Here is a 12994-nt window from a genome sequence, read left to right as displayed (position 1 = left end):
CGCCGTTCCGACCCGGCTGAAGCTGAAACCCGATCATGTGGACAAGGTCATCGCGGCAGGCCGCCTGGCGACCAGGACGACGACCGAATTCAATGGCTTTCTGGCCTCGCTGGCAGGAAAAGACGTGGACAGCCGAATCCGCGAGGGGATTGCCTCGGGCGGGCGGCGGATTGTTCCTGTTGGCGACTGACCGGTCAGGCAGCGGTCAGCGGGGGGCGCACATCCGGCGGGCAATGCCTGGCAAGCGCGGCCTCGATCGCGGTCTTCCGCAGCGGTTTTGTCAGACACTCGTCGATCCCGACCACAAGGATGTTCTCGGCATCGCCCTCCATCGCATGGGCCGTAAGGGCGACGATCGGAACGTGCGCCCCTGGCGGTTCAAGGGAACGGATCACACGGGCGGCCTCTTTTCCATCCATCTCGGGCATGGAGATGTCCATGAATATGATGTCGGGCCGGAAACTCTGGTACAGGTCTACCGCAAGGCGCCCGTTGTCGGCAAAGACCAGGTCAAGGTCCATCGCGCGGACCATCTTCTGAAGGACCAGCTGGTTGGTCCTGTTATCCTCGGCCGCAAGCACACGCAGCCGTCGCTTGTCGGATGGCGGCACCGCAATGACGGGATCGGCCACGGAAACCGGTGCGGAAAGGGCCTGAAGGTGGCGGTAGAGATCAGAGCGCAGAACGGGCTTCTGCAGGATCGCGGCAAAGCTGTCGGCCGCCCCGCCCAGCCCGCAGGTATTTGAGCTGAGCAGGATCGCCGGCAACCCATGCCCCGCGGCGCGCGCCGCAGCCAGCAGCGCGACGCCGTCCATCTCGGGCATGGCATGGTCGGTCAGCAACACGTCGTAGGGCGGGTCCGATAACAGCCGCTCCAGCGCCTCGCCCCCGGAACGGCACAGCGTCACCTCGATCCCGCAGGGGGCAAGCTGGCGTTCCAGGATCGTGCGGTTGATCAGCTGATCGTCCACGGCCAGCACCCGCCTGACGGCAATCGGCGCCTGCACCGGGCCGGCGTCTTCGGCCACCGGAAGCGTCACGCGAAACCCGAAGGACGAGCCCTTGCCAAGGTCACTGTCCACCCAGACGTCGCCGCCCATGTGTTCGATCAGGCGGCGCGTGATGGCCAGGCCAAGCCCGGTCCCCTCGAACTTGCGGTTGCGCTCGTCCTCGACCTGATTGAACTCGCCGAAGATGTGGTCGAGGTGTTCGGGCGCGATGCCGATGCCGGTATCCTCTACCGTGATGTGCAGGGTCTGCATCCCGTCCTGGCTGTCCACGCCGACGACGCGGGTCAGGACATGGCCGGTTTCGGTAAACTTGACTGCATTGCCGATCAGGTTGGTCAGCACCTGGCGCAGCCGCCCAGGATCGCCGACGAAGCGCGTGGGCAGGAACATGTCGAAGTCGATCATCATGTCGATGCCCTTTTCCCGCGCGCGGGGTTGCAGCAGCATCGTCACCTCGTGGATCGTGCGCTCCAGGTCAAAGGGTTCGGGGCGCAAGGTCAGGCGTTCCGCCTCGATCTTGGAATAGTCGAGGATGTCGTTGATGATGACCAGCAACGCCTCGCCCGACGACCGGATGGTTTCGGCGAAAAGGCGCTGTTCCTCGTTCAGGGTGGTGTCGCACAGCAGTTCCGCCATGCCGACGACACCGTTCATCGGGGTGCGGATCTCGTGGCTCATGTTTGCAAGAAAGGCCGACTTGGCGCGGTTGGCGGCCTCGGCGGCGTTGCGTGCATCTTCCAGCGCCTGCTGCTGCTGCTTGGCCTCGGTGATGTCAACCCGCAGGCCCACATGGCCGCCGTCGGGCGTGGCCTGCTCCAGAACCCGCAGCCAGCGGCCATCGGGCATCTGCTGCTCACTGATCGAGGAAGGGGCGAAGTGCCGCTTCAGTCGCTGATGCAGCCATTCCTCCTCTCTTCCCTCGGCCTCGGGGTATTTCTTCAGCTTCAGCCCGTGGCGCAGGATCTGTTCGAAGGTGACACCGGGGGCGATGATATCCGCGCTGGGGGGATGGATGTCACGGTAGCGGCGGTTGCAGAACACAAGGCGGTCCTCGCGGTCGAACAGGACGAAGCCATCCGGTATCGCCTCGATCGCGGCCCAGATCCGCATCTGTTCGGTGATGTCGATTGCCAGGCAGACAAGGTCGCCGTCACGGGCGCGATGGTCCTGCAGCTTGACCCAGGTGCCGTTGCGGAATTTCAGCGTGACGGGTTCGATCGGGTCGCCCCCGATCCGCGCAAGCATTCTGGAAACAAAGCTTTCGGGCTCTTCCGCGCCCAGGTCGATCCGGCCCGATCCGGCGATCAGGCGCAGCATTTCGGCATAGGCGATTCCCGGGGCTACCGGCTGGCCGCCGAAGGGGGCAAGCCAGGCGCGGTTTGCCGTGACCATGCGCAGTGCGCTGTCGAAAACCGCGAAACCATCCCGGATCGCATTGATCGAATCCCAAAGCCGGCGTTCTGCCATGACTGCGGCCGTATGCGCGCGATCCAGGTCCTTGAGAACGCGATGGTTCTGCGACTTCAGCGCCTCGGCCTCGGTCAGCGCGGATTGCACAGCCTGGCGCTGCTCCACGATCTGGTCGGACAGGGCACGGGCATGAATCGCCAGCTTTTCGTTTGCGGCGAAAAGTTCACGGCTTTTCTGTTCAAGCAACCGTTCCGCAGCCAGCCGCGCGCGCCGTTCCCTGGCCAGACGTTCCGAAAGATCCATCGCTTTGCTTCCGACATCACGCCTTCGGATGCGGGCTGCAGCAAAGTCCGCACATCCGGTTTCCGCCACTAGCCTCGCTGATTGAAGTGAACCAAGACTTAACGCCATGAGGTTCGCGCGACTTGTCAGGCCGGACGGGCCCGTGCGACATTTTCCCCATCCGCAAGGGAGGCATTTTCGATGCGCTGGTTTCCGAAAGTCGTTTTCGCGGCATGCATTGCCGGAATGTCCGGCTGGGCCTCGGCGCAGGATCTGATCCCCGAGCGCCGGGTGATCGTCACCCAGGACGAGGATCTGCCAGGCGGCGACATCGCCAGCATCTTCGACACCACCATCGAGGCCTGCGAACGCGCCTGCCTGACCAATGCGCGCTGCGAGGCCTATGTCTACAACACCCGCAACGGTTCATGCTTCGTCAAGGCCAGCCCCGGCGAGGGCACATTCTTCCAGGGCGCCTATTCGGCGCGCGTGGTCGCGTCCGATGCGGCCATCCGCGCGGCGGCGACGGACCGTCGGGCCGAACTGACCTTCATTCCCGACTGGGACATCTCGTCCGCCTACGCCCAGGCCGAGGGTCTGGGACGGCAGCACGTCACCGGCCCCTCGACGGCCGAGGAACATCTGCGGATGGCAGCCGAATACGAATCGCGCGGCGACTGGGCGGGTTCGGCGGCCTATACCGGTGCGGCGCTGAACCGGACGGACGATGCCGCGACGTGGTCCGATCTTGCCCGCCGCCAGCTTGAGGCCGGCAAGAAGGATCCCAACCAGCAGTGGTTCTTCTACGGCCAGGCGCTGAGTTCCTCGATCAACGCCTATCTGCGGGCCGACAGCCCGGCGTTGCGTCATTCGATCCTGGTCGTGATGGCCGAAGTGCTGGAACGCAACGGCCGCGGCCGCGACGCGGTGCTGGCGCTGCGGCTGGCGCAGTCCTTGCAGAACCGGACCGATACGGCGGCGCTTCTGGACGCGGCGATCGGCAAATACGGCTTCCGCATCGAGGAAACCCAGGTGCAGTCCGATCTGGCCCGCCCGCGCCTCTGCGCGACCTTCAGCGAGGATCTGGTGGCCTCGGGCGTGGATTACGCCACCTTCGTCCAGCTGACCGAACCGGGGCTGGTGGTGGAAAACGGCGGCGGGCGGCAGCTTTGCGTGGCAGGGCTGGAACATGGCAAGCGCTATACCGTCACCTTCCGCGAAGGGTTGCCGGCGGCGGACGGGCAGGTTCTGGCCAGATCGGTCGAGATCACCCAGTATGTCCGCGACCGCAACCCCGGCGTCCGCTTCCCCGGCCGGGGCTATGTGCTGCCGAATACGGCAGACGTTACCCTTCCGGTCGAGACGGTGAACACCGACAGGCTGGATCTTGCGCTGTATCGCGTAACCGACCGCAACCTGCTGCGGGCAATTCAGGGTTACTACTTCGGCCAGCCGATCCAGACCTATGCAGAATTCGACTTCACCGACATGGTCGGCGAAAGGATCTGGACCGGATCGGCCACGGTGGGGCAGGAGGTGAACCGCGACATAACCACGCGCCTTCCGATGAGCGAGCCCCTAAAGGGCCGGCCTGCCGGCATATACGCACTGAAGGCGGAAGTGCCAGGGGCTGATCCCTACGTGATTCCGCCGGGCTGGCAGTGGTTCGTGGTCTCGGACCTGGGCATCACCACCTTGTCGGGGGTCGACGGGCTGCATGTCATCGTCCGCAGCCTCGGCACCGCCGAGGCCAGGCAGGGGGTTACGGTCGAGCTGCTGAACCGCGCCAACACGGTGCTGGGCACGGCCACGACAGACGCCATGGGTCATGCGGCCTTCGATGCGGGCCTGACGCGGGGAACGGGCGCTTCGGCCCCGGCGATGGTGGTGGTGAAAGACGCGGACCGGGATATCAGCTTCCTGTCGCTGACCGAGCCGGAGTTCGACCTGTCAGACCGCGGGGTAGAGGGGCGCGAGGCTGCGCCGCCGGTCGATGTGTTCGTTACCACCGAACGCGGCGCCTATCGCCCGGGCGAGACGGTCTATTTCACCGCGCTCGCCCGCGACCCGGAACAGAAGGCGGTCGAAGGTCTGCCGCTGACTGCCGTCATCAAGCGACCCGATGGCGTGGAATATGCCCGGTCGGCGGTCACGGATCAGGGCGGCGGCTACGTCTTCAGCCAGCCGATCGCCGGCAACGCCCCGCGCGGTATCTGGCGGCTGGAAATGTTCGCCGACCTCGATGCCCCGCCGCTGGCCTCGAAGACTTTCCTCGTCGAGGACTTCCTGCCCGAGCGCATCGATTTCGACCTGACCATGGACGACAGACCCCTGTCTGTCGCCGACACCGCGCCCGTCGATCTGACCGTCACCGCGCGCTACCTGTTTGGCGCGCCGGGTGCGGGCCTGCGGATCGAGGGCGAGATCCTGCTTCGGGCAGCCGAAGGGCTGGAGAAATTCCCCGGCTATGTCTTCGGCCGGCACAACGAACCCTTCAGCGCACAGATGCAGCCGCTGGAAGGCGGCGAGACCGATGCCGAAGGCACCGCGACCCTGCAGGTCTTCCTGCCGCAGGTGGCCGATCCCTTCCGCCCACTCGAGGCGCGGCTGACGATCCGCGTCGCCGAAGGCTCGGGTCGTCCGGTGGAACGGTCGATGACCAGGATGCTCGCGCCCGCCGATCCGTTGCTGGGGGTGAAGCCGCTGTTCGACGGTGTGGCGCCCGAAGGCGGCGAGGCCCGGTTCCAGCTGATCGCTGTCGATGCCGCCGAGACTCTGGTCGCGGCCCCCGTCAAGTGGACGGTGACGCGCGTCGAATACGACTATCAATGGTATCAGAGCTACGGAAACTGGAGCTGGGAGCCGGTGGTGACCCGCACACCGGTGGCCGAGGGCGAGGTCACCTTGGGCGCGGCCCCGGTCGAGATCGCGGCGCCGGTGCAATGGGGCACCTACGAAATCCTGGTGCAGCGCACCGACGGCAACCGCGCGGCGACCTCGATGCAGTTCCATGCCGGCTGGTATGCGCCCGCCGATGCCTCGGCCACGCCCGACACGCTGGAATTGTCGCTGGACAAGCCCGCCTATCGCCCCGGCGAGACGGCGACCTTGCGCGTCGTGCCGCGCGCGGCGGGGACGGCGCTGGTCACGGTGCTGTCGAACCGGCTGGTCGCCATGCAGGCCGTCGAGGTGAAGGAGGGCGAGAACCTGATCCAGCTGCCGGTGACGGATGACTGGGGCACGGGGGTCTATGTCACCGCCTCGGTCCTGCGGCCGATGGATGTGGCGGCGGGGCGTAACCCGGCGCGGGCGCTGGGGCTGACCCATGCCAAGATCGACCCCGGCGCGCGGGCGCTGGCGGCCAGGGTCGAGGTCGCGGCCGAAGCCGCGCCGCGCGGGCCGCTGGACGTGGCGGTGAAGGTCGAAGGTGTGACGGCGGGCGAGACGGCCTGGGTCACCATCGCGGCGGTGGATGTGGGGATCCTGAACCTGACCGGGTTCAAGGCCCCCGATCCGCAGGACCACTACTTCGGCCAGCGTCGGCTGGGTGTGGGCATCCGCGACATCTACGGGCGTCTGATCGACGGGCTGAACGGCGCGACCGGCGAGGTCCGCTCGGGGGGCGACGCGGGCGCGCAGGCGCGGTTGCAGGCGCCGCCGCCCACAGAGGAACTGGTGGCCTATTTCACCGGCCCGGTCGAGGTGGGCGCGGACGGCTATGCGCGGGCGACGTTCGACCTGCCGAGCTTCAACGGCACGGTGAAGGTGATGGCCGTGGCCTGGTCGAAGACCGGCGTCGGGCAGGCGAGCGCCGATGTGCTGGTGCGCGATCCCGTGGTGGTGACGGCCAGCCTGCCGCGCTTCCTGTCGCCGGGCGACACGTCGCGGCTTTTGCTTGAGGTGGTCCATGCCACCGGGCCCTCGGGGCGGATGAGCCTCGACGTGAGCGCGAACGGGCTGACGCTGGGCGCGGTGCCTTCGGGCTTTGACCTGGGCGAGAAGGCCAAGGCCGTGTTCGAGGTGCCGGTGACGGCGGGGGATGTGGGCGTGCAGAGCATCGACATCAGCCTGACCACGCCGGACGGCAAGGTGCTGAAGAAGACGCTGACGATCCCGGTGCAGGTGAACGACCCGGAAGTGGCGCGGATCAGCCGGCTGGACCTGGCCTCGGGGCAGAGCTTCACCTTCGACGGTGACGTGTTCGCCGGCCTCGTTCCGGGGTCGGGCAAGGCGGTGATGGCGGTCGGCCCGATCGCGCGGCTGAACGCGCCGGGGATGCTGGCGGCACTCGACCGCTATCCCTATGGCTGCACCGAGCAGATCACCTCGAAGGCGCTGCCGCTGCTGTACTTCGACCAGGTGGCGCGGGTGATGGACCTGAAGGGGGCCGAGAACATCCAGACCCGGATCGACGAGGCGGTGGTGGAGATCCTGGCCAACCAGTCCTCGACCGGGGGCTTCGGCCTCTGGGGGCCCGAGCAGGGCGATTTCTGGCTGGACGCTTATGTGACCGACTTCCTCAGCCGGGCGCGGGCGCAGGGCTACCGGGTGCCGGACCTCGCGTTCCGCAACGCGCTGGCGAACCTGCGCAACCAGGTGAACTATGCGCCCGACTTCAGCGCGGAAGCCAACGGCGGCGGCGAGGCGCTGGCCTATGCGCTGATGGTGCTGGCCCGCGAGGGCGCGGCGGCGGTGGGCGACCTGCGCTATTACGCCGATGTGAAGGGCGACGATTTCGCGACGCCGCTCGCACAGGCGCAGCTGGCGGCGGCGCTGGCCTCCTACGGCGACCAGCCGCGGGCGGATGCGATGTTCCGCAAGGCTCTGGCCAAGCTCGACGCGCAGGGGCCGGAGCAGGGCCAGGTCTGGCGGGTGGACTATGGCACCCGCTACCGCGACACGGCGGCGCTTCTGACGCTGGCGGTCGAGGCCGGGTCGAACGCGGTGGACCGCGAGGCGCTGACCGACCGGCTGGCCGCGAGGGGCACCAACCTTTCGACGCAGGAGGCGACCTGGGCGCTTCTGGCCACCAACGCGCTGATCGACCGGCCGGGGGCCGAGGGCATCACCATCGACGGCCTGCCGGCCGATGGCCCGCTCGTGCGCGTGCTGGAGGCGGGGGCGGCGACCCCGGCGGTGGTGACGAACACCGGCGCCGACACGACGCTGACCATAACCACCTACGGCGTGCCGTCCGAGCCCGAACCTGCGGGCGGCAACGGCTATGCCATCACCCGAACCTACCATACCATGGACGGCCAGCAGGTTTCCCTCCACGAGGGTGTCGCCGCCGGCACCCGGCTGGTCGTGGTGCTGGAGGTCCAGCCCTTCGGCTATGGCGAGGCGCGGCTGATGGTGAACGACCCGCTGCCCGCCGGGTTCGAGATCGACAACCCGAACCTGATGAGCGCGGGCGCCACATCGGAACTGTCCTGGCTGGATACGCTTGACTCGGTGCAACATTCCGAATTCCGGCAGGACCGCTTCCTTTCGGCAGTGGACTGGCAATCCGATCAGAGCTTCCGCCTGGCCTATGTCGTCCGTGCGATCAGCCATGGCACCTTCCACCACCCGGCGGCCATGGTCGAAGACATGTATCGCCCCGACTTCCGCGCACGCAGCGAAACCGGGACGCTGACGGTCACGCCGTGACCGACCAGCGGCCATCTGCACCTCCCCTCCCCCTGGTGGGGCGGGGATGGGGGTGGGGGGCCAAGGCCCTGATCAGACACCCGGCCCCACCTCCCTCTTCCTCCCCCACAAGGGGGGAGGGGAGCGCGGGCGCCGGGCCCTGCGCCGGGGGTTGCCGATGATCCGCGCGCGCTGGCTGTTTGCCCTTGCCCTTGGCCTGTGGCTCGGGGCGCTTGGCCGGGACCGGTTCGATGCCTTCATCGCCGCAACCATCCTGCCGCCTGTCGCGGTGGAAACCTCGGTCGAGGTGCTGGACCGTAACGGCACGCTTCTGCGCGCCTACACCGTGGCGGACGGCCGCTGGCGGCTGGCCCTGCCCCCGGACAAGGTCGATCCGCTCTATCTCAGGATGCTGGTGGCCTACGAGGACAAACGCTTTCGCGACCATCCGGGGGTGGATGTGCGCTCGATGGCCCGGGCGCTGGCGCAGGCGGTCTGGAACGGGCGCGTGGTGTCCGGTGGTTCGACCCTGACGATGCAGGTCGCGCGCCTGCTGGAAGAAGGCACCACCGGTCAGGTGGCGGGCAAGTTCAGGCAGATGCGCGTCGCGCTGGCGCTGGAGCGGCGGCTGAACAAGGACCAGATCCTGCAGCTCTACCTGCACCTTGCGCCCTTCGGCGGGAATCTCGAGGGCGTCCGCGCTGCCTCGATCAGCTATTTCGGCAAGGAACCAGCCCGTCTGACCCCGGCCGAGGCCGCGCTTCTTGTCGCCATCCCGCAAAGCCCCGAAACCCGCCGCCCCGACCGGGCCGCTGACCGGGCCGAGGCCGCGCGTGACCGGGTGCTTGCGCGGATGGTCGGTGCCGGCGTGATCGACGCGGCCGAAGCCGAAGCCGCGCTTCGCGAACCCGTCCCCGGCCTGCGCAAGGCCTTTCCCGCCCTCGCACCGCATCTGGCCGATCGCGCACGGGCCGAACAGCCGGTGCTGACCACACACCGCCTGACCATCGACGCTACCCTCCAGAAGGCGCTGCAAGAGCTGGCGGTGCAGGCGGTCGAGGGCCGGGGAGAACAGTTGCAGGTTGCGATCCTGGTGGCCGACCATGCCTCGGGCGAAATCCTCGCCAGCGTCGGCTCGGCCGGCTACCAGGCTGACCTGCGGCAGGGGTTCGTGGACATGACCCGGGCCCTGCGCAGCCCCGGATCGACGCTGAAGCCACTGGTCTATGCCCTGACTTTCGACGAGGGCCTCGGGCACCCCGAGACGATGATCGAGGACCGGCCGATGGCCTTCGGAACTTATGCGCCGCAGAACTTCGACAGGCTCTATCGCGGCACAATCCGCCTGCGCGAGGCCTTGCAGCTGTCGCTGAACATTCCCGTCGTGCAGCTGACAGAGGCGCTTGGCCCGGCGCGGCTGATCTCGGCGATGGAAAAGGCCGGGATGAGGCCGGCCTTTCCGGGCGACCAGCCGGGGCTGGCAATCGCACTGGGGGGTGTCGGCGTGACGCTGACCGACATGGTGCAATTGTATGCGGCGCTGGCCCGGGGCGGCGTGGCGCGCCCCCTGATCTGGCGGCTGGGGGCCGAAACCATTGAAGGGCAGCGTGTGGTCTCGGCGGTTGCAGCCTGGCAGGTGGGCGACATCCTTGCAGGCCTGGCCCCGCCGCCGGGGGCGCCGTCAAACCGGCTGGCCTACAAGACCGGCACCTCCTATGGCCACCGCGACGCCTGGGCGATCGGCTATGACGGGCGTCATGTGGTCGGCGTCTGGATGGGCCGGGCGGACGGCACACCGGTACCCGGTGCCTTCGGGGCGGATGTTGCGGCCCCTGTGCTGTTCCAGTCCTTCAACCGGCTCAAGCGTCGGCTGGACCCGCAACCCGCCGCGCCCGCTGCCACGCTGCTGGTGTCGAACGCAGAGCTGCCGCAACCGCTCAAGCGGTTCCGGTCACGCATGGCCGCCTTCGTGCCGGCTGCCGACGCGCCCGCCGTCGCCTTCCCGCCCGATGGCACGGAGGTAGAGCTTCTGCCTGCCGGGCTGAAGGTCAGGGTTACCGGGGGCACCGGCCCCTTCACCTGGCTTGCCGATGGCGTGCCGGTCCTTATCGCGGCGGACTCGCGCGAGGCGATGCTGGCCCTGCCCGGCACCGGGTTCGTCACGCTCAGCGTGATTGACGCCGAGGGACGATCTGCCCGGACAAGCGTGCGTGTCCACTAGGATGCTTTGCCGGAACCGGACACCGGGTCTACAGTCAACCGCAGCCTGAACGGGGGACGAAATGGGCAAGGCCGATGGGCAGCGCGACGTTTTTCTGCTGGGCGGAACGGGAACCATCGGACGGGCCACCGCGCGGGCATTGCTCAACGCCGGGTTCGAGGTGACGACACTGGTCCGTCAGGGGGCAGATGCGGCCGCTCTGGCAGGCTGCCGGCTGATCGAAGGATCCGCAACCGATTTGCAGGCGGTGCGGGACGCCATGCGCATTGTCAGGCCGGCAGCGGTGGTCTCGTGTCTGGCCAGCCGGACCGGCGAGCCGCGCGATGCCTGGGCGGTGGACCACGCGGCGCATTCCGCTGCCCTGCGGGCTGCACTGGCCGAAGGCGTGCGGCAGTTCGTGCTGTTGTCGGCGATCTGCGTCCAAAAGCCCTTGCTGGAATTCCAGCATGCGAAGCTGGCCTTCGAGGCGGAATTGCAGGCGGCGCCGATCGACTGGTCGATCATCCGGCCCACGGCCTATTTCAAGTCGCTTTCAGGACAGGTGCCGCGCGTGAAGGCCGGCCGGGCCTTCGTGGTTTTCGGTGACGGAAGGCTGACCGCCTGCAAGCCGATCTCGGATTCCGACCTCGGGCGCTATCTTGCACTCTGCCTGACCGACCCGGCAAAGCGGAACCGCATCCTGCCGGTCGGCGGCCCCGGTCCGGCGCTGACGCCGCTTGACCAGGCCGCGATCCTGGAACGGCTTCTCGACCGTCCCGTCCGCATCCGGCATGTGCCTGTCGCGATGATGGACTGGATCATCCGGGGTCTGTCCTTCGCGGGCCTCGTTGCGCCGAAGCTGCGGGCCAAGGCCCAGCTGGCCCGGATCGGCCGCTACTATGCGACCGAATCGATGCTGGTCTGGGATGGCGCGCGCTATGACGCCGAAGCAACGCCGGAATTCGGCGTCGATCGTCTGGAGGACCACTATGCCGCAATGCTGCGGGGCGAGGTCGCCGATGACCGTGGGGCGCATGCCGTATTCTGAAGGCTGCCGGTGCCAGCGGGCGTTTCGCGGCAAGCACGGCAATCGGATGCGCGGCTGCGTTGCCTCGGCGCGCAGTTTCATCGACCAGATGCGTGGCAGCTGACACAGTGCTAGCCTTGCCGCCATGCCCAGCCTGTGCCGCGACTGCCTGACCCTGACTGACGCAACGCCTGCGCGCTGCCCTGCCTGCCGTTCCCCGCGAATGGTGGCACATGACGAACTGACCCGGCTTTCCATCGCCCACATGGATTGCGACGCCTTCTATGCTGCCGTCGAAAAGCGCGACAACCCGGCCTTGCGCGACCAGCCGGTGATCGTGGGCGGCGGCAGCCGGGGCGTCGTCTCGACCTGCTGCTACATCGCGCGGATCCGGGGCGTGCGCTCCGCCATGCCGATGTTCCAGGCGCTGAAGCTTTGCCCCGAGGCGGTGGTGGTGAAGCCCCGCTTCGCCGCCTATGCCGAAGCCTCCCGCGCCATCCGCGCGATGATGGAGGAACTGACCCCCGCCATCGAGCCCCTGTCGCTGGACGAGGCCTTCCTCGACCTATCGGGCACCGAACGCCTGCACGGCGCGCCGCCAGCGGTGCTGCTGGCCCGGCTGACGAAACGGATGGAGGAAGAGCTGGGCCTTACCGGCTCGATCGGCCTGTCGCACAACAAGTTCCTGGCAAAGGTCGCCTCCGACCTTGACAAGCCGCGGGGCTTCTCGGTGATCGGCAAGGCGGAAACCGGGTCCTTCCTGCGCCCAAAGCCCGTGCGCATCATCTGGGGCGTGGGCACGGCGACACAGGCGGCGCTGGAACAGGCCGGCATCCGCACCATCGCAGACCTTCTGCGCTGGGAAAGGTCTGATCTGACCGCGCGCTTCGGGGCGATGGGCGACCGGCTCTGGCATCTGGCGCAGGGTATCGACACCCGCCGGGTGAACCGCGATGAACGGCCGAAGTCGATTTCCAAGGAAACAACCTTCGTCGAGGATACTTCGGACCCGGATTTGCTGGACGGCCATCTGTGGCGGCTGGCCGAACAGGTGGCCGACCGCGCCAAAGCGAAACGGCTGGCGGGGCGCACCGTGACGCTGAAGCTGAAGCGCGGCGACTTCCAGCTTGTCACCCGGCGCCATGCGCTGCCGGACCCGACCCAGCTGGCAGATCGCATCTATCGCGCAGCGCGCGATCTTTTCGACCATGCCGGCACCCGGGGACCGTTCCGGCTGATCGGCGTGGGGATTTCGGACCTTGCTCCCGAGGCCGTCGCCGACCTGTCGGGTGACCTGCTCGACCCCGAGGCGCGCCGCCGCGCCGCAGCCGAGCGCGCCACCGATGCGATCCGGGCCAGATTCGGGGCAGAGGCGATCATCAAGGGGCGCGCCCTGCGATAGGGTCAGCGAAACGGCTTTCTCTGGCGGGTTCG

Annotated in this window: 5 protein-coding genes; 4 read left to right on the top strand and 1 reads right to left on the bottom strand. The window is 67.8% G+C overall.

Features of this window, described 5'->3' with window-relative positions; all coding sequences use genetic code 11:
- Positions 1 to 194 precede the first annotated feature (194 nt).
- Positions 195 to 2723 carry a response regulator gene (locus tag EZM81_RS04100; protein WP_136644868.1) on the bottom strand — a complete coding sequence of 843 codons (2529 nt, stop codon included), beginning with the start codon at positions 2721 to 2723 and terminating at the stop codon, positions 195 to 197.
- A gap of 225 nt (positions 2724 to 2948) precedes the next feature.
- On the opposite strand from EZM81_RS04100, the gene EZM81_RS04095 reads away from it, so the two are divergent.
- From EZM81_RS04095 to EZM81_RS04080, 4 genes are all read left to right on the top strand, one after another.
- Positions 2949 to 8354: an alpha-2-macroglobulin family protein gene (locus EZM81_RS04095; RefSeq protein ID WP_248298128.1), complete on the top strand. Its 5406-nt coding sequence runs from the start codon at positions 2949 to 2951 to the stop codon at positions 8352 to 8354.
- 157 nt (positions 8355 to 8511) lie between these two features.
- Positions 8512 to 10554, top strand: a complete 2043-nt coding sequence (gene pbpC / locus EZM81_RS04090) for a penicillin-binding protein 1C (RefSeq protein ID WP_136644866.1) — start codon at positions 8512 to 8514, stop codon at positions 10552 to 10554.
- A 61-nt stretch (positions 10555 to 10615) separates the two neighbouring features.
- Positions 10616 to 11581, top strand: a complete 966-nt coding sequence (locus tag EZM81_RS04085; RefSeq protein ID WP_136644865.1) for an NAD(P)H-binding protein — start codon at positions 10616 to 10618, stop codon at positions 11579 to 11581.
- Between the two features lie 124 nt (positions 11582 to 11705).
- Positions 11706 to 12962, top strand: a complete 1257-nt coding sequence (locus EZM81_RS04080; RefSeq protein WP_135447716.1) for a DNA polymerase IV — start codon at positions 11706 to 11708, stop codon at positions 12960 to 12962.
- The last annotated feature ends 32 nt before the right edge of the window (positions 12963 to 12994 follow it).

The sequence above is a fragment of the Tabrizicola sp. YIM 78059 genome (assembly GCF_004959785.1).
GTDB classification, from domain to species: domain Bacteria; phylum Pseudomonadota; class Alphaproteobacteria; order Rhodobacterales; family Rhodobacteraceae; genus Tabrizicola; species Tabrizicola caldifontis.
The sequence above is the reverse complement of the archived record's forward strand: the minus strand, read 5'-3'. Positions and strand labels throughout refer to the sequence as shown.